The organism is Limnothrix sp. HT2024 (assembly GCF_059138625.1).
Genome location: NZ_CM181121.1, coordinates 310,973 through 337,186, shown reverse-complemented (window position 1 = coordinate 337,186; position 26,214 = coordinate 310,973). Strand labels below are relative to the sequence as shown.

Sequence of the window (26,214 nt, the reverse complement as noted above, 5' to 3'; positions counted from 1 at the left end):
TCTTGCACCGGGTGACTTGTGCCAGTCTGGTTGAGACAGGTCTTGTCCGTATTGGTTGTGTTTGAATAGGTTGCAATAATTACCCTTACCCCCGTGCGATCGTCTCTAATAGGCGATCGCTTCTTTTTTGCACCCACTTGCATCCAGCCAAGCAAGGTTCCCCCCGCCGCAATCCTATTGCGGGCCGGAGTTTGGGGCTGGCCACGAACTGCACCCTAAACGACCATAGAACTGTTAGGCAAGTGTGAAGCTTTCGTAATAGCCAATTTAGGTGGCGAGAACCCAAATTTGACGAAACAGGGTTCATTTAGGAAGGAAAAGCTGTTTTCTGAAATAAAAAGAGGGAAGCTAATCTCGATTAGCTCCCCAAACTACAGGTTCTTGATACCTGCTATACCATTTCAATTATTGACATAATGATGGCCACTTTGCCGAATCACACCGCAGTTAGTAACATTTTGAAGCCAAGCAAAATCAGAATCACACCGCCCACAATCTCTACCTTGCCCACGTGGGAGTAGAGTCGGCAGCCAAAGGACTTCCCTAAAAAGACCCCCGCCAAGCAGACTGCAAAGGTGATGAGGCCAATCACGCCGGCCACTTGCAGGATGGGCGTGTTTACCACCGTCAGCCCCACACCCGCCGCCAGGGCATCGATGCTTGTGGCGATCGCGAGGCCCGTGAGCATTCTGGTGTCAGCGGGGTTGCAGGCTTGCTCGCTGGGGTTGTCGTCGCCATCCCCCAGGGCTTCGCGAATTGTCTTGGCCCCGATCGCCACCAACAACAAGAAGGCAATCCACTGATCGTAGGCCTCAATGGTCGATCGCCAAGTCAGGCTCAGACCCCAACCCAGGATCGGCATCAACATTTGAAACCCACCAAAAAACAGCGCAATTTTGATGGCTTTGTGCCAGCGAGCATACTTCATGGATAAGCCGCTGGACACGGAGACTGCGAAGGCATCTGCTGATAGTCCTAGTCCTAGAGAAGCTGCCGTTAAAATGTCCATAGTGGTTGTTGGGGAGCCTAGTTGAGTTGGGAATCAAGGATGTTTATAAAAATGCTTGATTTCTGATTGGGAACAATTCATCAAGCATAAAATCAGAAATTTTTATTTCAATTCTGAAACAGTGTCATTATAGATAATTTTTTGATTTCTTTGTTTCATATTCAGTTCATCTTTTTCAGTTCATCTTTATTGTTTTATTTTAAATTCATTTTTGATTCATTTTTTAATTCAAATTAATGTCAGCGAGTTGATCAAAATTGGGTTGATCAGAAAAAAATTGAGCAAGATAATCACGATTTTGGACTTTCTTCGGACTAATAATATCCCTTCATTCCAATAAGAGAATTTGCTTAAAATATTTACTGCCAGGGCATTTCGAGCGATTGTGACTTGGTTTAAATCTGTATTTAATCGATTATCATAGTAATGTGGAAACCTTCAAGATCAGTAGTAATAAATTTATTTTGACGAAAATGAAATGATAATGAATAGAAAATGAATTAAATTTGAATTTCAACTCAAAATCTTGGACTCAATCTCCTGTAATCCTTTGGAGAGTTGCGAGCACCCCAAAATACCATCCAGGTGTTCTCTTGACCCTTGATCTTGACTTTTGGTGAGTGATGATTTTCTGGCGCTGGGTAGCTCCTGCCGTAACTTATTTTTTCTGAAATTCCTTAAACTATTTAAACTATATTCAATCGATGAGATAGTCTTTCGCGACGATCTTTTTCAGTCAGTCAGGATGACTTGAGAGGAAAATTCATGGCCAAGGCTCAGCCCTATCAACCTTCGTTATTGCGGTTTTTGCATGGCATCAGTGCCAGCTTGGGGATTGGGGCAATTGTGACGGCGGCCCTGACCTACAACACTTACGACGGTCGGTGGGGCCGGTTGCCGTTGCCCCCGATCGCGGACATTGAAGGCTTGCACGGCACATTCGGTCTGTTTTTCCTGGTGATGCTGTTGCCGCTGGCGCTATATAGCTTCTATTTGGGTTCCCATCGGTTGCTTTCGATCGCGGCGCTGCGGCAACTGGGCAATCAGCAGGCGGGTCAATCTTGGCGATCGCTCCATCGCCTGGCGAATACGTTGATGTTGTTGGCGGCGGGGCTGGCGGTGGTTTCCGGCCGACAAATTAAGGAGGAATGGCTGCCAGCCGGGGAGTTTCACCATGTTTGGTATTCCGTACATTTGGCGGCTTGGGTGGTGATGGTGTTGTGTTTGGGACTGCATGTGGCGGCGGCGTTGCGATCGGGCGGTTGGCCTCTGATTCGATCGATGTTGAGCTGGCAGGTGCGATCGAGCGATCGGCCCCAAGCTTGGTGGTCGCAGGTTCAAGGCATTTGGCGACGTTAAGCCGCTGCTTTTGAGGCAAGGAAGCACTGAGAAATTCGGTATTGCACGGGGGACAAGGGGTTTAAACCCCTTGTCTGTTTGTTTTGTCTGTTTGTTTGTATTTGTTTAAACCCCTTGTTTATTTGTTTGTATTTGGGGCATTGGCAATTTAAGGGCCGGATTTGAGATGGCATAGACCGCAGTTGAGGCATAGACCGCAATTTTGTATCGCAACTTCTAGTTTCTGGAGTGCCTTGGGACTAACTGGCGGTGAGGTCAGGCTCCGTTCGGGGGGGATGGGTCTGTTGGGGGACTGGTGCTGACGGTTCTGTTTTGATCGATTTATTAGAAATCATTTTGAGTTTTTAACAAGTTGACAATTTAAATGTTTGTATTCTCATAAATTTGTATTTTGAAATTCTCAAGACGTTAAATTCTCATAAATTTAAATTCTTTTATTTTTGAGTGGTTGAATGGTTAACCAGTGAGCAAGATGGCGAGTGAGGCGGTAGAATTCGCCTGTGGTCTGGGATGTGGGCAAAACGGGTGGCAAGCACAACGATCGCGATCGTGAATCCCAAAGGGGGTGTGGGCAAAACCACGACGGCGCTTTGTTTGGCGGAACTATTGGCGGCTCGCTTACCTATGGAGTCGCCTGTGGTGATGGTGGATTTGGATCCCCAAGCGCACCTAACGGCCCTGTTGGGGGCGACGGATTCACCCTCGATCGCGACGACGTTGCAAGAGCAGGGGGCGATCGGCGATCGACTGGTTGCGGCGGGCGATCGGGGGTGGCTGTTGCCGGGTGGTTTGGATTTGGAGTCGGCGGCGGTGGCCCTGGCGCGATCGCCCGAAGGGTTGTTGCGGCTTCGTCAGACCCTGGCGCAACCTTGGCCACCTCTGGAATCATTGGGAAAACTTGATGAGCAGAAAACCAAACCGTTTTTGGCAACCTCTCCCGCCCAAACCCAAAGCCCTCTGGTGTTGCTGGATTGCCCGCCGGGATTGGGGTTTTGGACGCTGAGTGCGTTGGTGGCGGCGGATGGGTTGTTGATTCCGGTACAATGCCAACCCTTGGCCTTGCGCAGTTTGTTGGCTCTGATGGAAACGGTGGCCAGTGTTCGATCTCAGCTCAATCCCAATTTGCGGGTTGTGGGGGTGTTGCCGACCATGAGTGAACGACGGGCCCCTTGGTGTGATCAGGTGTTGGCGGGATTGCAAGATTGGGCCCTGGCCAGCCGAGGCGCGATCGCCCTGTTTCCGCCCATTCCTCGATCGGCTTGTTTCCCCAAGCTCACGGTCGATGGAAAATTGTTGAGATCGGGACTTGCTCGCCAACGCCGATCGGTTGTGTTGCAGGGTTATGAGGCGATCGCGGCGGTTTTGGTCGATCGCCCCTCACCCACCAAGCCAACCTGATCGATCGTCTCTATTCATCTCCTCTACAGAGTCTTAAACCGATTGACCTATTTCCCTGCTTTTCCGGATCCATTTCCCAGTTCACCGCTTTAAATCCCCAATCCAGCAATTCACCATGTCTCCAGAACCCACGGCCGGCGATCAGTTGTTAGCGCAATATCTGCAACCCACGGAATCTGAGGCGGATTCGCTGCCGCCCGCACCCAAGGGCCAGGCGGCCAGTTTGCGCCGGGCCACTTTTCAAGTGCGGGAGTCGGTGCTGGACGAACTCGATCGCTTCCATTTGGAGCTGCAATTGGCCCTGGGTAAAAGCAATGCGCCCTACAAGGAAACGATCGTGGAAGCGGCGATCGTCCATCTCCTGAACCAAGCCAAGGAAGATGGGGGGCAATGGATTGAACGATTGCAACAGTGGCAGCAAAGCCGGTTGCGATCGCGTCGCTAGCGCCGTTAAGACCGCGCCAGAATCTGCACCCAAATTGCGCCGTTAGCGCCGTTACTCGTCACTCATCGATCGAGGGGCGATCAAGCGGGTTCACCTCTTCGGGTTGTTCTTGGCCCCAGCGATCGAGCCACCGCAAGCCCCCATAGCCCAACAGGGCCCCAAGGCCGTAGTGGACAAAATCCCACCAATCGAAGTAGCTGCCAAAAATAATTTGCCCCAGGAAGGTGGCGCGAATCGCCTGCAACATCGGTGGATGCCACAGTTGCAGCAGTTCGATCCCGATCGCGATCGCCATCACCCAAGCACTCAGCACCCCAGCCGATCGCCGGGGCCACAGCCAACGGGCCACCCCAATCAGAAAAATCATCACCAACACATCGCCCAGGTGATGTTGCACCCAATTTTCCAGGGGGCCGTGGTAGCGCTTGGTTCCCAACCCGAGGGCTGTGAGCACCCCCAGAATGCCGGCCAATAGCCAACGATTTTGGGGTCTAGAAGCGGTTGGAGTCGCCATCGAAGGGTTTGGGTCACGTAATGGGGTTTCGACCCCCAATTTAGCGTTCTTGAATGCAAGATTAGTTTAGTAATCTTGCATTCAAATCGTCATTCGTCGCCCATTTTTGGATTTGCTGACCGTTAACCAGGGCTTTGACCCGATCGCGCCGCTAACCGAGATGTCAAAATAGCGCGGCGGAGTTTTGGTACAGAGCCATGGGTTCGGCAACGGTAATCGGGGTAGATTTGGGCGGCACAGCCATCAAGTTGGGACGGTATACGGCCACGGGTGATTGCTTGGCTTCGTTGGTGATTGATACTCCCCAGCCGGCCACACCCACAGCAGTCACGGAGGCGATCGCCACCGCCATTCAGCAACTCGACCCCGATCGCTCCTCGATCGCGATCGGGATTGGCACGCCGGGCCCCGCCGACGCGGCCGGCCGGATCGCCCGAGTCGCCATCAACCTAGAAGGCTGGCGCGATGTGCCCTTAGCCGATTGGATGGAAGCGGCCACGGGCCGATCGACCATTTTGGCCAACGATGCCAACTGTGCCGGTTTAGGAGAAGCCTGGTTAGGAGCCGGTCGCCAATTCCAAGACCTGCTGGTGTTGACCCTGGGTACGGGCGTAGGCGGAGCCGTCATTTTGGGGGGCGAACTGTTCACGGGCCGCACCGGAGCCGCCGGGGAATTGGGTCTAATTACCCTCAATCCCGACGGGCCCCCTTGCAACAGCGGCAATCAAGGATCGTTGGAGCAATACACCTCCGTGCAGGCGGTGCGGCGGCGCACGGGTCTGGAACCTCACCAGGTGGCGGCCCAGGCCGCGGCAGGCGATGTTGAGGCGATCGACTTTTGGGCCGCCTACGGCCGAGACTTGGGAGCTGGATTAGCCAGCCTAATCTACATTTTCACGCCCGAAGCCGTGGTGATTGGCGGTGGCATCAGTGCCGGGGCCCAGTGGTTTTTCCCGGCCATGGAAGCGGAAGTGAACCGGCGGGTGCTGCCTTCCTCTCGGGAAGGATTGCAACTGGTGGTGGCGGAATTGGGCAATCAGGCGGGCATGGCCGGGGCGGCCCGGTTGGCTTGGCAGCGATTGGCCTCCTAGGGTGTGACGATCGCGGCGATCGGGACGGGTGAATCAAAAGCGTCCGGATTCAACCCTGCCAGCCAGAAGAGCAAAGTGGGGATACGACCGCCGGGCCTTGGCTAGACACCGCAAGCCCAGGGTGGTTGTGCTGGCTCAGGCCAATCGCTTGGCCCCCTGATTTGCCGTTTTTTGATCGCTTGATTGACGATCCCAGGTCGTTCCTATGCCGCCGCGCGTCACGCTGAACCCCCATCTCAGCCTCGATCGCCTGCGCGATCGCTACCGTCAAGCCAAGGAAGCCACCGAGGCCCGCCGATGGCACCTGCTCTATTTAATTGCCCAAGGCTGGACCATTACCCAAGCGGCCCGAGTGGTGGACTTGAGCTACGACTATGCCAAGGAGTTGGTTCGTCGCTATAACCAACTGGGCCCCAATGCGATCGACCGGCGACCCAGCCAACGCCACCGATCGGCTCGATCGCTCCTGACCACAGAGCAACAACAGGAATTAGCGCAATTGCTGGATCAACCAGCTCCCGACGGGGGCCCTTGGTCAGGGCCCAAAGTAGCCCAATGGATTGCCGAACGAACCGGGCGCGATCGGGTTTGGCCCCAGCGGGGTTGGGAATATTTGCAACGACTCCAAGAGGGGAAACCGAGCAACCACCGCACCAATGGGAAGCAACATTAACGGACAACACCAACAGAGGGGTTAATCAACGGTTGCTAATCGGGCTGAACCAGTGACGCTAAAAACGCTTCCCACTGGGCAACTTCAGCAGGATCGGCCTGTGTTTGCTGTTTCCAAGCCAAGATTCCCTCCGCCCCTTGCCGGGCCGCCGTCAATCGCCCCAACGCCCGATCGGCATAGCACCGAAACTCCAGCGCCATAATTTGCAATTGCGGATCCTGGTTTTCTAGCCCAAAACCATTCACATCGGCGCAATGCTCATCCAGCGCCGCCCAAGCGCTGTGATATTTTTCCCAATACAAAACCCAATACCAAACCGTGCGAAATCGCTCGGCATCCCGTAAATATTCCGTGGCCACATTCATGGCATGGGCAAAGCGATCGATCGCTTCCTCCAGTAAAGACAAATGCCCCAGCGTGTTGCCATAGGCCAGATAGAAATCAAAGATTTCCTCCGTTTCCAACTGCCCGGCCATGCCTCGATCGAGTTCCTGAAAAATCGCCTGAGCGGCTTCATAATTCCGCAAGCTCATCAGGCAATAGGCCTTGCGCAGTTCCACCAGCGCCAAAAATTGTCCCGTCACCAACCCTGAAGGCGGATTACCCAGGCCAGCGAACACCGTTTCGTATTGGGCAAGGGCGCTGGCAATGTCCCCTTCGCCGGCCAACCGGGCTGCCTCATTGAAGCGATCGAGACAAACCTGAGGAACAACCTGAGAACCACCAAAAGATGCGGGATCGGCCATGAACCAACCTCAAAAACAAGCGTCATCGCCCAGCATAACAACGCGATCGCCTGGTAATTTCCGGTGCGATCGCGCTGTTAGGGTTCATCAATTGTTTGTCTTGCGATCTTGAGAGTTTCGCGATGGGGTTCGATGACAGGGGGCGATGGATTCCCGATCGCCCCCTGCACCTAAGAATCCAATTGGAACCTAGAAACTAACGAACTCACCAGCCTACGAACCAATGATGCCGCCGTCCTTCTTGCGAATCACCAGCGTGCAATCGCGAGGAATCCGACCGCTACCTTGGGGCGCTGGGAAATTGGTCTTCGCCGGGTTCCCATCCCCAGGGTGCTGCAGATTCACAAACATCGTGCGGCGATCGGGCGTAACCGTAATGCCCGTCACCTCACAGTCCGTAACCCCCGTCAGCAGGCGGCGAATATCACCCGTTTCCAGGTTGGCCACCAACAACTGATCATTCAGACCCTTCTTCTGAGCACCATCGGTTTCAATGAACAGACGGCCATCGGGATCCGCCCACAGACCATCGGGGCTGCTGAACGTGCGCTCATCGCCGTTACCGTGGGTATCCTTCGCCAGGATGAAAATATCCCAAGTGAAGCTAGTTCCCGTGTAATCATCGCTGTCGCGCCAACTGATGATGTGGCCATCGGGGTTGGGGCCCAAGGGGTTTGCCGCATTCACCTGCGTGTCTTTGCGCTGGGTGTTGTTGGTCAGGGTGCAATAAACCCGTCCATTCGCCGCCGCCGTAATCCACTCGGGGCGATCCATCGGCGTTGCGCCCAAAGCATCCGCCGCCAACCGGGCATAGGTCAACACTTCCGCCTGATCACTGAACTTGCCGCGCAGGGCCGGGTTGCTGATGTTCATCTCCAGCCAACTGCCCGTGCCGTTGTCATTGAACTTGGCCACATAAAGCTTGCCTTCGTCCAAGGGGCTGACCCCACGGGCCCGCATCGATCGCCAGTTGTCCGCCGAAACGAACTTGTAGATATAGTCAAAGCGCTCGTCGTCGCCCATGTAGACCACAATCCGGCCGCCGCGACCTTCCACCACTTCAGCCCCTTCATGCTTAATCCGACCCAGGGCGGTGCGCTTGACGGGGGTTTGGTTGGGGTTCATGGGGTCAATTTCCACGACCCAACCGAAGCGGTTTTCTTCGTTGGCATGTTCAGCACTGGCCAAGTCAAAACGCTTGTCAAACAGTTCCCAGCCATAACCAGCACCGGCCGCCGCAAAGCCGTAACGCTTTTGGGCGTTGGTCGTTTTCCAAGTGCCCGTTTTGGTTTGGGCGTTATAGGTGCTGTCGCCAAAATAGCCGTTGAAGTTTTCTTCGCAGGTGAGGTAAGTGCCCCAAGGGGTTTTGCCGTTGGCGCAGTTGTTCAGGGTTCCCAAGGGCGGGTTACCGGCAGCGGTGCGCAGCAGGGGGCTGTTGGCGGCGGGGCCGCTGAAGGTGACGGGGGTGTTCACATGGATCCGGCGCGATCGGGGGCTGGGCACCGCTTGCCACTTGGCTCCCCGCACCCGCCGAATTTCCACCACCGACACCCCATGGGCGTGCTGCGAAACCCGCACATCTTCCAGGCTGGTGGGCAAGTCTTTGCCAATGACGTGGCTGTTGGTTCCATACTCGTGGTTAATGGCCAACATCCCGTTATCGTTGCCTTGATCCAACGGGAAATACCACATCCCATCGTGACCGATGCCGATTTGCTGGGCCTGTTCGGCCGAACTGGGGCGACGCTTCGGATCCCCGTTGTAATTGGGGCCTTGGCCGGGGCCTTGCAAGGGGCTGCCCCAGGGAATCAGAATGTCGTACTCATAGGCGGAGGAGATGGCCGGCACCGGGCCAGAACCGGCGGAAACGGGGACGATCGGGAAGTCCACCAATTTCCGCGCCTGGGCCAGCAGTTCCCCACCGGCCTGGCCGGCTTCGGGGTTGGCTCCCGTGGCCGCAGCGGCCCCTTGGGCCAGCAGTTTATCGCCAGCCAAGGCCGCTAAAAAGCCGCTGGCTCCCAACATGGCGCTGCGGGCCAAGAGGTTTCGGCGGGACAAGCGGGCGCGCAAAATGTCTTCAAAGGGGCGGTTGTTCGATCGATTGCTGATGCCGTTGTCGTGAATCACGGGTCTTCTCCTAGTCCTGGCGATGCAAGTGGTGGAAACAGGCTGATGAATAGGGCTGGCCCCAGGCGATCGGGGCATCAGGGCCAGGTCACCCCCCAAGAGGTTGCTGTCTTCGTCACTGTTTTAATCGAGGTCGCTGAGATAGTCCTGAGCTTGCGATCGCGTCATTTGACCCGTATCCCAGGCCTGATCAATGGTTGCGCCGCGACCACCCACACCCCGAGGGCCCGTTCCCGGTTGCCCCGACTGCGTTGGGTTAGCCGGTTGTGCCGCCACCAAAGAATCGGGCGGCTCCGCTGGCTGAGGATCCGGCCGTTGCAGCAAGCGACCGGACGCATAATATTGCGTCCAGGCGTTGACCCGTGGGTTTTGTTGCCACTGCGATCGGGTAACACTCACCGTCAAAATGGGCACTAAATTTCCATGGCGATTGCCCAACACCACAACCTGAACCATCGAAAGGGCCGGTTTTTGCTGAAATTCCCGCGCGATCGCCGCTTGAGCCATCCGTTCGGCTTGGGCCACTAAATCGCGCTGTTCGGTCAGGGTATAAATCGGCAATTCGAGAGTTAGGCTGGGGGGGTTGGCCAGGGCCGGCTGATCAATTAAAACCAGGCCGCTCCCAACGTTCCAAGGCCCGATCGCAACGGGATTCAGAACAGCCATGCAAACTGAGGCCAATGCAAACCTAACCAAGCTCATAAATTCAGCGACGCACGAGACCCATTTGCCAAGAAACCAACATCCACCATGTCGGCTTCCGCAAAGAGCCATAGACGCTATTTACGCTAGGTTTCTTCAGTAAAGATAGGGTTAAGTGAAAACTGGATTTTGATTAACTTTTGAGATCCTTGACCCTTAGAAAATCTTAATTTCTTGATTTATTGCATCAAATTCAATCAGAGACAGTCTTAAATCGATCAATCTTAAAATTCTTCGCAATTTGATACAATTCAAGTTTTATAAATTTTCAACGATCTTGAGAAATACAATACAAGGGCCTGTCGTCATTTCCTAGGATCGGGCGGAAACGATTGATTTTCCATGTCCCAGTCGTTGTAACAAGGGGCTTAAGCCCCTTGTCCCCCACGATCTGCCAACGGCGGAATCAAGGTTTCAGGCGATTTGACGACAGGCCCTAGATTTTCGAGTTTAAATTCTTAAAACCGAATCTTCCAGAATTGAATCTAGGCTCAAATTCAAAAATTTAGTCTCAAACAATCAAGGACAAAATTCAGAATTAGAAATTGTCGAAAAATTGTCAAAAAATTAAAGCTAGAATCTAAAGCCAACAATTTAAACTTAGCAACTTGAAATTAATGATTCAAGAGAATCTGAAACCCCAGAAAGTCTCATCCAGAAGCCCTAAAAAAAGGATAGATTTTGACTCTATCCCTTTGGCTCAATCACTCAAAAGCCTGTATCGGTGATGATCCGGAATGGGGATCGGGGATGATGATCCCCCTCGATCCCCATTTCACAGTTAGATCCTTCAGCTCAATCCCTAAGAGGATGTCTGAAACGCCAAAATCGATACTCTGCACGCCTCATCGATCGACGGAGACAAGATGCTCAAGCCCCTTGCCCCCACGACTATTGGTGCATTGCCCGTGCCAAAAGACACTTTTCAAACATCCCCTAAGCCAGGGCCGGCAGCGCTACCCGCAGATGGGGATAGAGCGGGAAGCGATCGCACAGGGCCGCCACCCGATCGCGGCAGGCTTCTTCCGTCGAGGCATCGGCCGCGTTGATCAACCGCTCGGCAATGATGTCGCCGATTTCGGTGAATTCCGCCTTACCCATGCCGCGCGTGGTCATGGCCGGCGAACCCAACCGGATACCGCTGGTGACGAAGGGCGATTGGGGATCAAAGGGCACGGTGTTTTTGTTGGCGGTGATGTTGATTTCACCCAACAGGCGATCGGCTTCCTTGCCGGTCATCTCGATCGAGCGTAGATCCACCAGCACCAAGTGGTTATCAGTGCCGCCGGACACCAGCTTCAGGCCGCGCGCTTGCAACTGAGCACCCATCGCTTGGGCGTTGGCAATCACCTGGGCGGCGTAGGTCTTGAACTCCGGGCGCAGGGCTTCCCCAAAGGCCACCGCCTTAGCAGCGATCACATGCTCCAGGGGGCCGCCTTGGGTTCCGGGAAACACGGATTTATCAAACTTCTTGCCCAGTTCCTCATCGCGGCACAGAATCAAGCCGCCACGGGGGCCGCGCAGGGTCTTGTGGGTGGTGGTGGTCACCACGTCGCAGTAGGGCAGGGGGCTGGGATGCAGACCCGCGGCCACCAACCCGGCAATGTGGGCAATATCCGCCATCAGGTATGCGCCCACTTCATCGGCGATCGCCCGGAATTGGGCAAAGTCGATCGTCCGGGGATAGGCGGAATAGCCGCAAATAATTAGCTTGGGCTTGTGCTCGATCGCCAGCTTCCGGATCAGGTCAAAGTCCAGTTGCTCGGTCTCGGGACTCACGCCATACTGCACGACGTTGAACCACTTGCCGGATACATTCACGGGCGAACCGTGGGTCAAGTGGCCACCATGGGACAAGTCCATGCCCATGATCGTGTCGCCCGGTTGCAGCAGGGTCAGGAACACGGCGAAGTTGGCTTGCGCGCCCGAGTGGGGTTGCACGTTGGCCCAAGCCGCGCCGAACAGTTCCTTCACGCGATCGATCGCCAACTGCTCTGCGCGATCGACAAATTCACAGCCGCCGTAGTAGCGCTTGGCGGGCAGGCCTTCCGCATATTTGTTGGTCAGCACCGAGCCTTGGGCCGCCATCACCGCCGCCGAGGTGAAGTTTTCGCTGGCAATCAGTTCGAGGTGGTCGCGCTGGCGCTGTAACTCGAGACCGATAATTTCGGCCACGAGGGGATCGGATTCGGCCAAAAAATCCAGGTTCGTGCGAGTCACGATGTCAGTTTCCTTGCTTGTTGCGTGGGGGTTGAAAGGCTGGGGCGAGTGAGGGTCGCGCGATCGATCTCAGTACCACATCGGTGCAGCGAAAACACCCCAAGCCAATCATCATACGGCCGATTGGACGGCGGGGCGATCGATCCATAATGCAATCAGCAGTTTCACCAGCCCCGACAGGGCGCGATCGATCATGGTGACGTGGCAATCGTTAAGTGAGCAAGCCGAACAACTGTCCTGGCGCGATCGGCTGCTGTTGATCTGGCAACTGGTGCGATCGTTGGGCAGGCGATCGGCTCCAGTTCAGCCACCGAAAACGCGATCAGTGTTGGATGTTCTCCAACCATTTGTGGGTGTGGGTGATGGGCCTGAAGACCTATCAACAAATCCCGCCTACCTAGAAGGTTATGGTGAGCCTCGTTCCAAATTGATCGCTCCCCTTGATCGGGATCATCAGTCATGACTGATTGGGTTGTGATGATCAGCCCTACTTCGTATCCCCGATCGCCACGAATGCCGCCCAGTTTTGGGGCCCCGGATATTGTGCCCGCACCTGCAACATTGCCGATCGCAAAGCCGTAGCCGCATCTTTTCCGGCTGCTCGCTCCGCATAGAACGCTTGCATCATCAGAGCCGTGGGTTCATCGGGCACTTTCCAGAGGCTCGCCACCACCGTCGGCACACCGGCCTTGAGAAATGCCCGCGCCAAACCGATCACCCCTTCACCGCTGACCGTTCCGCGGCCCGTGTCGCAAGCACTCAGCACGGCCAGCCGCGCTTGCAACTTGCGATCGAAAATTTCCGCGATCGTGAGCCGCCCGTCCTCATTGCCATCGGGAACCAGGGCCAACCAACTCTCCAGCCCGCCAGCGGCCGTTCTGGGCACAACACCGTGGGTCGCAAAATGCAGCAGACTCGCTTGATCAATCTGCTCTTTCACCGTCGATTCAGTGGCTTGGGCCCCGATTAATGGCTTGGCATTTAGGGTTTGGGCGATCGCTTGGGCCTCAACTTCCGAGCCGGGTAATGCTTTTAAACCGTCGGGCATCGGGGCTGGATTGCCCACAATCAAGGCTGGGCCGCTGCTGGTTTTGGGACGGCGAATCGCTTCGTCCAGCACTGAAACCGAGGGAGCAAAGGCGAGAGTGTAGCGATCGATCAGAAATTTGCCTGCTTCATCCCGCAGGGCCGCAAAGGGAACCACCGCCAATTCCCGGTGGGGAATGATGATCAATTTGCTGCCCGTTTCTGAAGGCAATAGGTCAGCGATCGGCTTGATCAACAGATCATAGCCTTGTCGTAAATCTGTTGGATTTTCAGCAACTTGTTGATCGCTCGTTCCTCGGACTTGATTCACAAAGCTGATGAGGGGTTGATCATCACTCGGCATGGCCATTAACCGCAGGGTGACAGCACTGTTGCGTAAGGCTTCAGCCGTTTGACCCAAGCCTTTTGTGGAGTCGGGTAAGGGAATCTTCCGAAAAGCGATCGCCCCCTGAGGTGGAATCACCCAAATATAGAGTTCTCCCCAAACAGCGGAATAGTGAATGATGGTGCCATTTTGCTGTTGGGCGATCGCCTGAATTTCAGCAGCCGTCAGAGATGAACTGGGGGATGTGGAATTAGACTGCAAAAAAGACAGCAAAGAGCGGGCTCGACCGCGATCGGCAACGACAACCCCTTCAGCCGTTTGATTCATGGCGATCAAGGTTCGTTGCAAGGATTGATAAACACTTTGTTGGGTTTCCAGCAGCGAAGTGCGATCGCGATCGTTCTGGCCCAAATCAGCTTGAATGGCTTCTAATCTGTCTAAGCCAGACTGCAACATCTGGGCAGATTTTGCCAATTGATTGGTATAGAAATAAGCAAGGCCGAGGTTGCTAAGTGTCATAGCTACCACCTCGCGATCGCCAATGGATCGGGCGATCGATAAGGACTGTTCGTAATAGTCAATGGCTCGCTGATATTGTTTGAGAGCGTAGTGAGCCATTCCCAAAACACTCAGGGAGTAAGCTTCTCCGGATCGATCGCCAATTTTGCGTTTAATCGCTAGGGACTGTTCATGATAGGCGATGGCGCGTTGATAGTCTCCGAGGTCATGGTAACTATTACCCAAGCTACTCAAAACCACAGATTCACCCGCTTGATCACCGATCGCCCGCTGAATCCCTAAAGCTTGTTCATAAGAAGTAATCGCCTGCTGATGCTGACCCAGATCGTTATAGGCATTGCCCAAACTATTCAGAGAAGTGGCTTCTCCATGGCGATCGCCAATTTCGCGTTTGATCGTCAGGGATTGTTCTTGATATTCAATTGCCCGCTGAGACTGACCAAGAGAATTGTAGATCCCGCCAAGATTACCGAGTGAAATGGCTTCCCCGTTGCGATCGCCAATTTCGCGCTTAATCGCCAGGGATTGTTCTTGATAATTAATTGCTTGTTGATATTGACCCAATGAGCTGTAAATAGTACCAAGATTGCCCAGAGAAATTGCTTCTCCCTGGCGATCGCCCAATTGACGATCGAGGGCTAAAGATTGCTCATGATAGTCAAGGGCACGCTGATAGTTGCCCAAGGCTTGGTAGGCTAATCCCAAATTACCTAAAGAAGCAGAAATTCCTCGTTGATTGCCGATCGCTCGGTCAATTTCCAGAGATTGTTCGTAATAGGTAATGGCGCGTTGATATTGTCCAAGGCGGTTATAAGCAATGCCCAGACTGCCAAGGGAATCGGCCAGGCCTGCTTGGTTACCTAATTGACGTTTGATCGCCAGGGATTGCTCATAATAGGTAATCGCACGTTGATAGTCTCCGAGGGATTGATAAGCATTGCCCAGGTTATGAAGAGACCGGGCAGCTCCCTGGAAATTTCCCCGTTGGCGATCGAGGGCTAAGGCCTGTTCGTGATATTCAACGGCGCGTTGGTATTGACCCAAAGCATCATAGGCATTGCCCAAATTTCCGAGGGCCGCTGCTTCCCCGCTCTGAGATCGAAGGGCGCGATAAATTTCCAGTGCTGCTTCCCAGGACTGAAGGGCCGCCCGAAACTGACTGGTTTGGTATTGTTGAATTCCCTGTTGCAACAGTCGATCGGCCGTTGGCTTTTGGGGCGAGTTGGGGCCAGACTGGGCGAGGTGCAAGGGCGAATTGACCGGCAGCGGTAGGGCGATCGCCCCCGTTGTGCCCAGAACCCACAGCAACCCACCAATCCATAGTCCTCGCATAACCCATTCCTCCGACATGAGCGATCGCCTCGCCACCCACCATAGCCCCGCAATTTTTCAAGCGTCACCTGTGGGTACTGAGTCAGGCGTGATCGCCCCGGCAGACCATGGCAGAATGAGAACCGGTTTTCCGTCCCAAATCGCAACCCGGTAACTGTCCTATGCCGCCCCGTTGGCCCCGTGAACCCGATCGCGCCGATCCTGAATATCGCAAACTCGACGATCGGATGACCTTTGCCACCCATGTGGCGATTTTTGCCGCCAGCAACTCTGGCCTGTGGTTTTTTGAAACCCTGAACCGGGCGAGTGATCCTTGGGCCGTTTGGGTCACCCTGGGCTGGTTGGGAGCCTTGACCCTCCATGGGGTTTATATCTTCGCGATCGCGGACTATTCCGCCTAGATGGGTTGCCCATGACTGCGCTGCTAGAGGCGATCGAACAGGCCCTGGATCATTGGGATCGTCAGCCCTTTGCGCCGGAACCCCTGGCCCAATTGCGGAATCTGCGTCGTCAATTGGCGGAACAGTGGCTGGCCACGCCGGACGCAGCCATGGCGACCCAATGGGAAACCGGACGCGCCGCCCAAGCGGCCCTTTGGGATTGCAACTTGCGCTATGAGGCCTTGACCCCCGAGGAACGCCAGTGGCTGGAGCCGATCGAGCGGGAATTGGCCGCCACTTGGCCGGCTCCCCGCCTCCAAGCGGTTTGGGCGATCGCCCTCTATCAACGGGCCGAAACCTGGTTGCCCGATCTGCATGGGTTGCAACTGCCGCCTTGGGCGATCGAACCCTTTTTTGACTATTGCTTGGCCTTTCCCTGCTTTTTTCGGGAATTGGGCGAGGTCGATCGCTATGCCAACTTCACCATCGCCCTGGTGGACTATTTGCATGAACAAATTTTCCGCTATCCGCAATCGGCACAATGGCAAAAAATCGCCCTGACCTTTAGTAATTTGGCGAACCTGGTTCCGCTTTATTTTTGTGATCGGAACTTGCGATCGACCTTTGCCAAACGGGCCGCGATTTTGGAATTTTCCCTGCGGTTAGCGGGTCATCAATTGGAATATGACTTTGCACCCCGATCGCCCGATCGCCCCAAAATTCGGCTCGGAATCCTGAAAACCAATTATTTATCTCACCCGGAAACTTTTACAACGTTTCCGGTGTTTGAGTGGCTCGATCGCGATCGGTTTGAAGTAATTTTGTATGTCATTGATCGCGATCCAGATTTGCTGAATGCCTATCAACAACGCCGATCGGGAGATGCGATCGTGCCGCTGGTGGGTGATTTAAAACAACAGGTGGCCCGAATTCGGCAAGATGATTTGGATTTGCTGTTGGTGGCCACGATCGTCACCAATTCCCTGCATCGGGTGTTGATGATTGGGGCCCATCGGTTGGCGCGGGTGCAAATCCATTCCGTTTCTTCCCCCGTCACCAGCGGCATGACCCATATGGATTACTACCTGTCGGGTCAGCTCACGGAAATCGCCACCGCCGCCGCCCATTATCAGGAAAAGTTGCTCTGTGTATCGGGGCCCGCCCACTGTTTTGACTATTCCTTGGAAGCCGCCGAACCGCGATTAGTGATCGATCGGGCCAGTGTGGGGATTCCTGAGGGGGCGATCGCCTTTGTTTCGGGAGCCAATTTATATAAAACCATCCCCGAACAGCGAGAAACCTGGGCGAAATTGCTGGCGGCGATTCCTGATAGTTACCTATTGCTTTGTCCCTTTGGAGCCAGTTGGAAACGCAACTATCCCAAGGTGCAATTTTGGCAGCGCTTGCGGGAAACCTTGGCCGCCCATGGAGTCAATCCCGATCGAGCCATTGTGTTTGACCAACTGCCCAGCCGTGCCGATGTGAAAGCGGTGTTGCAATTGGCTGATATCTATCTCGATTCGTTTCCCTTTGGTGGGGCGAATTCCATTGTGGATGCGATCGAGGTGGGGTTGCCGGTGGTGGCCCGTGAAAGCGACTGGTTTCGATCGCGCCAAGGAGCCGCCATTTTGCGCGATGTGGACTTGGGAGATTGGGTCGCCCGCTCAGAGGCCGATTACCTGGCTCTGGCGGGACGTTTGGCGGCGGATCCAACCCTGCGGCAATCGATTCGCCATCACCTGACCCGAGCCTTGGCCCAGCCGCCGCGCTGCCTGGACAGCCGAGCCTACGCGGCCGAGGTGAGCCAGCAGTTAATGCGGGCGTTGGAACAGTGGCAGGGCAATCGGGTTGAGTGATCGAACCTAGTAGCGCGACAGGCTTAATACATTGGGTCAAAGTTGCGGAGCCAGTCGTGTTAACAAGGGGCTTGAGCATCTTGTTGCTTAACGATCAGGTGACGGTAACAGCCATATCATTTGACCCAGCGAATTAAGGCAGCCACGCTACTAGGGTGAAGTTTGGCCGTCGCCGGTCGATCGTTGCATTTGCAGCAGCGACCCGTTGTAAGGGTTCGGTAAGTCCTGTGTCCGAATCCAAGGATCCGACAGGCTTTGGCGCTGAAGCACCTCGTAATACAGGCGGCTGATGTTGCGGCTGTCGGCGTTTGTGCCCTTTTCGGGGAACGGTAGCCCTAGGATGACCTGCAACTGTCCCCAAATCGTTTGATCGGTGTGGGTTGGGGGGTTGTGGCGATAAAACGTTGCGTCAAAGGCTTGGGGAATGGTGGTGATCGGAATGGCGGCCGAGGAACGACTGCCGGGAGTACCGGTTTGCGCCGGGCCGCTGCCCAAGGGGTCGTTTGGCCCCGGCACAATGACCCGATCGCCATAGTCAGCCGACTGGGCCAAGGCGGGGCCCACGCTCAAAACCGTGGCGGCGATCGCCGAGCCGATCACAGTAGCCCAAGTGGTGGTCTTCATTTACTTTGCTCCTAATCGATCGCAGTCTTGCATCGTGCTCGATCGCTTCTCAGACGACCGCCAACGAGTCACGGGCCAATGGCTCCAAAGATCAGCCCCATCTTGCCACGGGTTCCCGAAAGGATGCAATGGACGAAGAGTTTGCAGAGTCCTGATTCCCAATCCTTAAAGATCCAAATAACGCCCAGAACTGTCCTGGGGTCGGGCATGGAGATAGCGGCCTGTGGTGGCAATGCTGGCATGGCCCAGGGTGGCTTGCACCAGGTGAATCGGCGCACCCCGATCGAGGCTGTGGCTGGCGTGGGCGTGGCGCAACCAGTGGGGCGAAACATTGGCCTCAATGCCCACTCGCTGGGCCGCCGATCGCACAATTCGCATCAGTTGCGAGGGATCCAGGTGGCCCCCCTTGCGGCTCCGAAAAATCGGATCTTGGCGATGGGGCAACGGCTCGATCGACTCGCGATAGGCCTGGAGTTCTTGCCAGAGCGTTGGCGGCAGCAACACCGCGCGGGTTTTGTTGCCCTTGCCATAGACCGTCACTTGGCCCCCATCCCCTCGGGGTTGCAAATCTCGCCAACAAAGTCCACAAAGCTCACTAGCTCGTACCCCGGCCGCATAGAGCAATCGCAACATTAATCGATTGCGCAGTTGTGGTTCTGCCGCCAGCATTTCTTGTACTTGAGTCTCACTTAAAATTCGCTCCGAAAGAGTGTCTTTCGTACTGGGGACTTTAAAAGCCACTGCCGGATTGTCGGGAGCCAGGCCCATTTGATGCGCAAACCGCAGCAGGGATTTAATGGCCGCGATCGAACGGCCCATGCTGCTCGGAGCCAGTCGATCGCGCTCCAACTCATCCAAAAACCCCTGCACATCAATGGCGCTCACCTGCTCGATCGGGCAATCCACAAAGGCCAGAAACCGCAAGGCCTCCCGCTGGTAATAGCGACGGGTGTGGCGACTTTTGCCATGGAGCCACAGGGCCAAGAGTCGTTCATGGGCTGGCGAAAGGGGCAAATCTGGGCGATCGACCCGATCGGGTTCAGGCCGTGAGCCGATCGATTTTCGAGAAGCGCCGCCCAATTTCGCCATGAAACCTTTCCCCCAGAACCTATTCCATAATCATCATAATTGTTTAAACAGAAGTTTAAAGTCTCAAAGCCTGTCACAATCGAGTTTTAAGCGAATGTTTAGGATATTAAAAAAGCTCAAATTAATCTATTGTTGATCTGATTGATAATCACTCAGATCATTCGATTGATCAATGAAAATAAAGGCTACCGATCAATTAAGACAAGGGGCTTAAGCCCCTTGCTCCCAGGTGATGAAAACTATGATCGAAAAATCAAGATAAAGGCTACCGATCAATTAAGACAAGGGGCTTAAGCCCCTTGCTTCCAGGTGATGGAAACTATGATCGAAAAATGACCACCAAGCCCACCATAATCATCATCACCGCCGCCATCCGATTCATGATCACCCCTAGTCGTTGGCCAAAACGCAACCTAGCACGACTCGCCAAATAGACATATCCCAATTTAACGCCACCCACCGCCAAAGCCGCAATCGCCATCAGCAACAGAATATCCAAAGTTGTCAACCGCTTCAAATCGACAAAAGCTGGCAAAAATCCTAAATAAAACAAAACAGCCTTTTGATCACCCAAAGTAATCGCTAAACCGGTGATGAAGTGCCCCCAACTCGATGTCCGCATAGAAATAGTTTCGGTTGGCTCCAGTTCCTCCGTAGCGCTCAGGGAGTCATGGTTAATGCGCGACCGCTCCGTTGAACGCCACAACAAACAGCCGATCGCCATCAAATAAGCACCACCCAAATACTGAACAACAGCAAAAGCATTCCCCAGCGATTCAACCAGTAGGGTTAGACCAAACACCGCCAGCAAAATCAACAGTAAATCCCCCAGAACAATGCCCAGCGTTGTCCAAGCGCCTGACCGGAACCCTCCTTGAGCTGCGGCCGCCACCACCGTGAAAACACTGACACTGGGTAATGTGGCCAGGACTGTCATTGCTCCAAAAAGTGCAATTATGCTAGAAAATTCAAAGCTCATTTGAGTTTTTATTTTTTAAGTGATTTAATTGAGTAATTTATTCGGATATTTAAAAAATTGTTTTTGTAAGCTGAATTTAAATTATTTTTAATGAGTTTTTGTCATACATAAAGTCTATTACAAAAAACTTGTTTTAAAGATTTTTTGAGTACCCTTAAAGCGCTTTTATTGCACCCACTGTAACGCAAACAGGCGCGATCGCCCCTCAAAACCAGCCTATCAGCCGCCATGATCATGATTGCGGCCTATAAATTGCGATACAAAACCACAAAGCTAAAAAACCAGCTCGGCCGCGCCGATCGCACCGTTTCGCCCAACCGAGGCCAGTCCTCGATCGCCAACTAAGACCCCATGGGCGATTCAGAACTTGGAACAGTCCACAAGACCAGCGAAATGAGTCGTCTATGATATGCACAATCGTGCAGCGGGGCTGATGGCTAGCTCGCACGGGGTGAGGAGTTGCACCGGGTTTCAGAGCTATGCAGTCGCCAGGAAATTTGCCCGATCGGGAGCCGGATCAGCCCTCCGAGCTTGAGCCATCCCCACCCAGATCGCGCCGTCCCCAAAGGAATCGAAGATCCCTGTGGCGTTGGGTGGGACGGGCGGCCGTTTTGGGGTCGATCGGGCTGGTGGCCGGGGGCCTGGGGTTTGGTTGGTATTGGCTGCACTATCGATTTTCGGATTTTTTGTCCGCGGCCCTCAGCGATGCTCTGATGCGGCCGGTGAAGGTGGGGCCCCTGACGGGGGTGTCTCTGGGCGGGCTGACCTTTGGGGAATCGGCCCTGTTGCCCACTGACCAGGATCCTGACCAGGCGAAGGCCGGTGCGGTTGAGGCCAGGTTTGATTTTTGGTCGATCGCCCAGTTACCCAACTTGCTAGGCGATCGCGTCATCCCGATCGCGATTACCTTTCGGGAGCCGTCGGTGTATGTGGAGCAAACCAACGACGGCAATTTATTTGAAGTGCGCTTGAAGTCGGGCCCGAAGCCGCCCTTTGAGCTGCGGCCCAGTCGGTTTGAGTTCCAAAATGCCCAGGTAACCTTGGTGCCTGCGCCGGCCTTGGTCAATCGACCCCGGCGATCGGCCCCGCCATTGCCCGTGAAGATGGTGGCTTCCGGTTCGGCGGATTTGGAGCAGTGGCGTGCTGGCCAGCCGGAACTGGCGAGGTTTTCGGTGTTGGGAACCGTGGGGCAAGGGCGGCCCGGACAGTTTGACCTCAAAGGAGAGTTCAAAATTCCGACCCAGGAGTTGGCCGTGCGATCGCGCCTGCAAAACCTGGATGTGACCGGATTGGCCCAGGCCATGCCCGCCCCGATGACGATCGAGCGGGGACGGGTGGATGGGGTAGCCGATGGGCGATATCAATTGGGGACGGGCATTCCGGCGCTTCAGGGCACGCTGCAACTGCGAGATTGGCGAATCACCAGTCCCCTCGTGCCTAAGCCCATGGCCCTGACTACGGGGCGGTTGCGGTTGCGGGGGCCTGTTGTGACGCTGGATCAGGCCCAAGGTCAATATGGATCCTTGCAGGCGATCGCCAATGGGCCGGTGGATTTTTCAGGAACAGTGTTGAATCTGCAAAATCCCCTAAAAACCACCCTGGAAGCTGAATATGATCTGACGTTGCGGGCGGAGGCATTGCGGCCGGCGGATGTGGCAACCACGCTCGATCAGACCTTGCCGCTCCCGATCGTGGGGCCAGTGGAGGTGAATGCAAGGCTACGGGGCACGCTCGATCGCCCGCAAATTACCGGCAATTTCGTCTCGGTGGGCGGCCTACGGGTCGATCGCCTGGCCCTTCGGCGCGTTCAGGGCAATTTCTCCGCGATCGGCCAAGGATCGGAACCGCCCCCAAATTCTCCCCTGCGCCTGTTTGAAAATTGGCAAAGTCGGTTAGTGCGGGCCTTTCCCCTGGCGGCTCGGCTCGATCGGCTGCGCGTTGAACCAACGGCCGGGGGCACAATCACCGCCGATGGCTCGGCTCGTTTGTTGGCGAATGGGGCCTTGGATCGGTTGGGGATCGATCGGCTGTCGGCCGATTGGCGGGTTCAGAATCTGCCCCTGGCCCCGATCGCTCAAACCTATGGCCTGAATTTACCCCAGGATCCGGGGCCGGTCTCCGTCACGGGGCGATCGCGCGGCAACCTAACCGCACTGGACACAGAAGCCCGCACGGAACTGCTGGGCGGGCAAATCACAACGGCGGTGCAACTGCGCGATCGGGCTTGGGCTGGTTCAGCCCGGCTGCAAAATCTGCAAGTGGGGCGGGTGATTCCGCAACTCTCGGGCCAACTGACCGCCACGGCCCAAGCCCGGGGCACTTTAGATCGTCCCTTGACCGGTTTGGCTGTGCAGGCGGCGGGCAACTTACAGAATTTGGCCGGCGGCAAGCTGGATTGGGCCGCCCGGGCCACGGGCGATCGCTGGCAATTGCAAACCCAGTTGGCGGGCATTCAGTTGGCGCGGATCGTGCCCCAAGCCACCGGCCAACTCAGCAGCCAAGTCACGGCCCAAGGAACCGTGGCCGGCCTGTTGGCCCGGAATCCCACTTCGATCGCGGCCCAAGTCACGGGGCAACTGCGGCCGGGCGATCGCTCCAGTTTGTTGACCGTTGCCCAGGCCAATTACCTCAACCAACGGCTGCCGATCGACTTTGCGGCCCGTTGGGATGGGCAAGCGATTCGGCTCGATCGGGCCGTGGGGCCCGGATTGCGGGCCGAAGGCTCCTTGTTTCCCTCCATTCCCCCACAACTGGCCGGCTTGCCCACCCTCCGCCATTTGGATTTGCAAGTGGCGGTGCAAAACGTCAACTTGGAACCCTTGCCCGGTTTGGTTCCCGATCTGATCCCGGCTGGGGTGCGGGATGCGTTTCGCGATCGGCCCCTGCTGGCGGGGCGGGCGAATTTTACCGGCCAGATCAATGGCCCTCTAGCTGGTTTACGGGCGATCGGGACGGCCAACCTGGTGGGCTTGGAAGCGGCGGGCGCAAACTTTAATCTGCTGATGAGCGGGCCCGTGGACGTGAGCTTGAATCGGGGATTGTCGATCGACCTGCGGGGCGAGTCCGATCGCCTGGCTCTGCGACTCGATCGACAATTTCTACCCACCAGCCTTGATTTGCAATGGCAAGGGGCCACCGCCACCGGCCGCCGTCAAGGGCGAGATTTCTTGGCCGAGCTGGCAAATTTGCAATTGGAGCGATTGCGTTGGCCCGCGGCCCTCACGGAACCGGCCGGCATTCCCCGAGGGACGATCGCCGCCCAAGCACGCTTGAACCTTGATCGCTTCACCGCCCAGGGTCAAATCAGCGCCGAACAACCGGGCGTGGGGGTAGCCTTTGGCGATCGATTCACCGGCCTGTTTGGGTATGCCAACAACCGCGCCGTGCTGACCGATGGCAAATTAACCCAAGGGGACAGTGAATATCTCGTGGGCGCGGAATTGGTGGTGGCCGCTGATCCGCGCTTCAAGGGCCAGGTGCAAGCTCGCAACGGCAAGCTAGAAACCCTGATTCGGATCCTGCAACTAACGGATTTTGAATCCGCGGCCCAATGGGCCAAAAACCTGCGGCCGCCCACCTATGCCGCCGCTGCCCAGGTGGTGCCCTTGGCGGTGGAGGTGGCAGATCAACCCCTTGCCCAACAGTTGCGGAAGTTGGCGGAAATCAAGGCCCTGCTGAACCAGTCGATCGCCGATCGCTGCAATGCCAGCCCGATCGCCAATCTCGATCGCATCCGGGGCGGGTTTGGGGCCAATCTCACCTTCAACGGCAGCGTGCAAACGGGCATTGCCGCCAAGTTCAATCTCTCGGGTCGCGACTGGAGTTGGTTACCGGAAGAGGCCTGTAGCTTGGCTCAAGTGGCCCTGAATGCGGATCAGGTGGATATTCGCGGCGACTTCCAAGACAACACCCTCACCCTGGCTCCCCTGGAATTTCGCCGCAACGATATCCTGCTGGCCTTTGCGGGGCAAATTGGCAAAACCCAATCGGGTCAATTTCAGCTCACCAACTTTCCCGCCGAATCCCTGGAAAGTATTCCCCAAGTGCGCGAACTTTACGGCCGCACCGGTTTGCCCCGCCTCAGTGGCCGGGTGAATATCACGGCGGCTCTGGCCGGCACGATCGACGATCCAAGGGCCGTGGGGCAAGTGGTGCTCAACAGCGGCAAACTGAACAACACCCCGATCGAAACGGCCACCAGCAACTTTAACTATGCCCAAGCGCGGCTAAATTTCAGCAGCGCCGTGGCGGTTCAAGGCAGCCAAGACAAAGACCCGATCGCGATCACCGGCAGCATTCCCCAAAAGCTTCCCTTCGCCAAGGTGGAACCGGACAACGACAGCCTGCGCCTGAATGCCGAACTGGAAGATAAGGAACTGGGGTTGGCGAGCTTGCTCATTCCACAGTTCCAATGGCTGGGCGGTCAGGGGCGTGTGCGGCTGAGTGTGGGTGGAACCTTGGCCCAACCGCAGGCCACCGGAGAAGCCCAGTTTGCCAACGCGGCGATCGGGCTGCAGGGTCTCTCCCAAACCATCACCAACATCAACGGCCAAGCCACTTTCACGGGCGATCGACTGGTGGTGAACGGCATCAACGGAGCCTTTGGCCAGGGGCAAATTCGGATGGGGGGCATCTTGCCCATTGCCGATACCAAGGCCCTCGGGCCCAATGATTCCCCCCTGAACGTGGCGTTGGATCAATTGCAGCTTAATGTGCGGGATCTCTACGAAGGAGGCGTGAACGGCCAAATCAGCATCACGGGCACGGCCCTCAAGCCGATCGTGGGCGGCAGCCTGGGTCTGGTCAATGGTCGGGTGATCTTGCCCACGGATCCGGCGGCCCTGATGGCCAGCGCACCCAATGCCGCCACCGTGGGGATTACGCCTCGCTTCCAAAACCTGCAAGTGAACTTGGGCCGGGGTCTGCAAATTTTGAAATTGCCCGTGTTGAATTTTCTGGCGGAGGGTGGCCTGGAGCTGAACGGAACCTTGGCTGATCCGCGCCCCAGCGGCCGCATTCGACTGCAACGGGGCTTAATTAACCTGTTCACCACGCAATTTACCCTGGAGCGCGGAGAACCTCAATTTGCGGAGTTTCGCCCCCGATCGGGTCTGGATCCCTACCTGGATGTGAAGATGGTGGCCTTTGTGCCCGACTCCAGCCGCAACCCCCTGCAAATGGACAACACCAGCGGCTTCAACCCCGCCGAAATTCGAGAAAGTGTGGTTGGATCCATGAGTTCCGCTCGCACCGTTCGGATTAAGGCCACCGTCCAAGGTCGCGCCAGCCAACTGCTCGATCAAATTCGCCTCACCAGTCGGCCCGCCCGCAGCGAGGCGCAAATTTTGGCCCTGATTGGTGGCAGCTTAATTAATACCTTTGACGATCGCAGCGGTGGGGCCGTGGTGCTGGCTAACTTGGCCGGCGCTGGGTTGCTCAACAACATTCAAACCAACATTGCCACCGCGATCGGGCTGACGGATTTTCGGATTTATCCCACCACCGTCACTGCTCGGCCTCGGGGCGATAATAACCGGAACGATCGAGCCACCGCCCTCGGTCTCGGCATTGAAGCGGGCGTTGATTTGAATAACAATCTCTCCGTTTCGATCGCTCAGATCATCTCGGAGATTAACAACACCACCCGCCTCAATCTGGACTATCGCCTCAACGACGACACCGTAATTCGCGGCTCCACAGACTTTGCGGGCGAGTCGCGTCTTTCGGTGCAATTCGAGCGCCGCTTTTAGGGGGCTAGTCCAGTCCCTAGCAATCAGCC

19 protein-coding genes are annotated in these 26,214 nt (G+C 55.8%); 9 read left to right on the top strand and 10 right to left on the bottom strand.

What is annotated here, in order from left to right:
- Positions 1 to 436: 436 nt before the first annotated feature.
- Positions 437 to 1,009, bottom strand: a complete 573-nt coding sequence (locus tag AC2IAX_RS01430) for a manganese efflux pump MntP (RefSeq protein ID WP_494389000.1) — start codon at positions 1,007 to 1,009, stop codon at positions 437 to 439.
- A 765-nt stretch (positions 1,010 to 1,774) separates the two neighbouring features.
- Between AC2IAX_RS01430 and AC2IAX_RS01425 the strand changes: the two genes are divergently transcribed.
- From AC2IAX_RS01425 to AC2IAX_RS01415, 3 genes are all read left to right on the top strand, one after another.
- On the top strand, positions 1,775 to 2,368 hold the full coding sequence (locus tag AC2IAX_RS01425; protein ID WP_494388999.1) for a cytochrome b/b6 domain-containing protein: 594 nt from the start codon (positions 1,775 to 1,777) through the stop codon (positions 2,366 to 2,368).
- A 525-nt stretch (positions 2,369 to 2,893) separates the two neighbouring features.
- Positions 2,894 to 3,766, top strand: a complete 873-nt coding sequence (locus AC2IAX_RS01420) for a ParA family protein (RefSeq protein WP_494388998.1) — start codon at positions 2,894 to 2,896, stop codon at positions 3,764 to 3,766.
- Positions 3,767 to 3,881: 115 nt separating this feature from the next.
- On the top strand, positions 3,882 to 4,211 hold the full coding sequence (locus AC2IAX_RS01415; protein ID WP_494388997.1) for a hypothetical protein: 330 nt from the start codon (positions 3,882 to 3,884) through the stop codon (positions 4,209 to 4,211).
- A 58-nt stretch (positions 4,212 to 4,269) separates the two neighbouring features.
- Here AC2IAX_RS01415 and AC2IAX_RS01410 read toward each other — a convergent pair whose 3' ends face one another.
- Positions 4,270 to 4,725: a ribosomal maturation YjgA family protein gene (locus AC2IAX_RS01410; RefSeq protein ID WP_494388996.1), complete on the bottom strand. Its 456-nt coding sequence runs from the start codon at positions 4,723 to 4,725 to the stop codon at positions 4,270 to 4,272.
- 197 nt (positions 4,726 to 4,922) lie between these two features.
- Between AC2IAX_RS01410 and AC2IAX_RS01405 the strand changes: the two genes are divergently transcribed.
- Together AC2IAX_RS01405 and AC2IAX_RS01400 are read left to right on the top strand one after the other, a co-directional pair.
- On the top strand, positions 4,923 to 5,816 hold the full coding sequence (locus AC2IAX_RS01405; protein ID WP_494388995.1) for an ROK family protein: 894 nt from the start codon (positions 4,923 to 4,925) through the stop codon (positions 5,814 to 5,816).
- A 205-nt stretch (positions 5,817 to 6,021) separates the two neighbouring features.
- Complete coding sequence (locus AC2IAX_RS01400) at positions 6,022 to 6,489, top strand: helix-turn-helix domain-containing protein (protein ID WP_099534218.1); 468 nt, start codon at positions 6,022 to 6,024, stop codon at positions 6,487 to 6,489.
- A 35-nt stretch (positions 6,490 to 6,524) separates the two neighbouring features.
- Here AC2IAX_RS01400 and AC2IAX_RS01395 read toward each other — a convergent pair whose 3' ends face one another.
- The 4 genes from AC2IAX_RS01395 to glyA all read right to left on the bottom strand — a co-directional run bounded on the left by AC2IAX_RS01395 (position 6,525) and on the right by glyA (position 12,284).
- Entirely contained in the window at positions 6,525 to 7,235 is a 711-nt protein-coding gene (locus AC2IAX_RS01395) for a hypothetical protein (protein ID WP_494388994.1), read from the bottom strand.
- A 213-nt stretch (positions 7,236 to 7,448) separates the two neighbouring features.
- Positions 7,449 to 9,362 (bottom strand): PhoX family protein, encoded by a 1,914-nt coding sequence (locus AC2IAX_RS01390; RefSeq protein ID WP_494388993.1) that lies wholly within the window; start codon positions 9,360 to 9,362, stop codon positions 7,449 to 7,451.
- Positions 9,363 to 9,485: 123 nt separating this feature from the next.
- On the bottom strand, positions 9,486 to 10,028 hold the full coding sequence (locus AC2IAX_RS01385) for a hypothetical protein (protein WP_494388992.1): 543 nt from the start codon (positions 10,026 to 10,028) through the stop codon (positions 9,486 to 9,488).
- Between the two features lie 972 nt (positions 10,029 to 11,000).
- Entirely contained in the window at positions 11,001 to 12,284 is a 1,284-nt protein-coding gene (glyA, locus tag AC2IAX_RS01380; RefSeq protein WP_494388991.1) for a serine hydroxymethyltransferase, read from the bottom strand.
- 193 nt (positions 12,285 to 12,477) lie between these two features.
- Here glyA and AC2IAX_RS01375 point away from each other — a divergent pair, with 193 nt between their 5' ends.
- Positions 12,478 to 12,747, top strand: a complete 270-nt coding sequence (locus AC2IAX_RS01375; RefSeq protein WP_494388990.1) for a hypothetical protein — start codon at positions 12,478 to 12,480, stop codon at positions 12,745 to 12,747.
- 24 nt (positions 12,748 to 12,771) lie between these two features.
- Here AC2IAX_RS01375 and AC2IAX_RS01370 read toward each other — a convergent pair whose 3' ends face one another.
- On the bottom strand, positions 12,772 to 15,507 hold the full coding sequence (locus tag AC2IAX_RS01370) for a CHAT domain-containing tetratricopeptide repeat protein (protein WP_494388989.1): 2,736 nt from the start codon (positions 15,505 to 15,507) through the stop codon (positions 12,772 to 12,774).
- Between the two features lie 161 nt (positions 15,508 to 15,668).
- Between AC2IAX_RS01370 and AC2IAX_RS01365 the strand changes: the two genes are divergently transcribed.
- Together AC2IAX_RS01365 and AC2IAX_RS01360 are read left to right on the top strand one after the other, a co-directional pair.
- Positions 15,669 to 15,908: a 2TM domain-containing protein gene (locus AC2IAX_RS01365; RefSeq protein WP_099534230.1), complete on the top strand. Its 240-nt coding sequence runs from the start codon at positions 15,669 to 15,671 to the stop codon at positions 15,906 to 15,908.
- An 11-nt stretch (positions 15,909 to 15,919) separates the two neighbouring features.
- The gene (locus AC2IAX_RS01360; RefSeq protein ID WP_494388988.1) at positions 15,920 to 17,743 is read left to right on the top strand and encodes an O-linked N-acetylglucosamine transferase, SPINDLY family protein; all 1,824 of its coding nucleotides are present in this window, start codon (positions 15,920 to 15,922) and stop codon (positions 17,741 to 17,743) included.
- Between the two features lie 150 nt (positions 17,744 to 17,893).
- On the opposite strand, the gene AC2IAX_RS01355 is transcribed toward AC2IAX_RS01360, so the two are convergent.
- The 3 genes from AC2IAX_RS01355 to AC2IAX_RS01345 form a co-directional block, all read right to left on the bottom strand.
- Positions 17,894 to 18,367 (bottom strand): hypothetical protein, encoded by a 474-nt coding sequence (locus AC2IAX_RS01355; RefSeq protein ID WP_494388987.1) that lies wholly within the window; start codon positions 18,365 to 18,367, stop codon positions 17,894 to 17,896.
- A 165-nt stretch (positions 18,368 to 18,532) separates the two neighbouring features.
- A complete protein-coding gene (locus tag AC2IAX_RS01350) occupies positions 18,533 to 19,456 on the bottom strand; it encodes a tyrosine-type recombinase/integrase (protein WP_494388986.1) in 924 nt (307 codons plus the stop codon).
- A gap of 319 nt (positions 19,457 to 19,775) precedes the next feature.
- Positions 19,776 to 20,393 carry a LysE family translocator gene (locus tag AC2IAX_RS01345; protein WP_494388985.1) on the bottom strand — a complete coding sequence of 206 codons (618 nt, stop codon included), beginning with the start codon at positions 20,391 to 20,393 and terminating at the stop codon, positions 19,776 to 19,778.
- A gap of 521 nt (positions 20,394 to 20,914) precedes the next feature.
- Here AC2IAX_RS01345 and AC2IAX_RS01340 point away from each other — a divergent pair.
- On the top strand, positions 20,915 to 26,185 hold the full coding sequence (locus tag AC2IAX_RS01340; protein ID WP_494388984.1) for a translocation/assembly module TamB domain-containing protein: 5,271 nt from the start codon (positions 20,915 to 20,917) through the stop codon (positions 26,183 to 26,185).
- Positions 26,186 to 26,214: the final 29 nt, after the last annotated feature.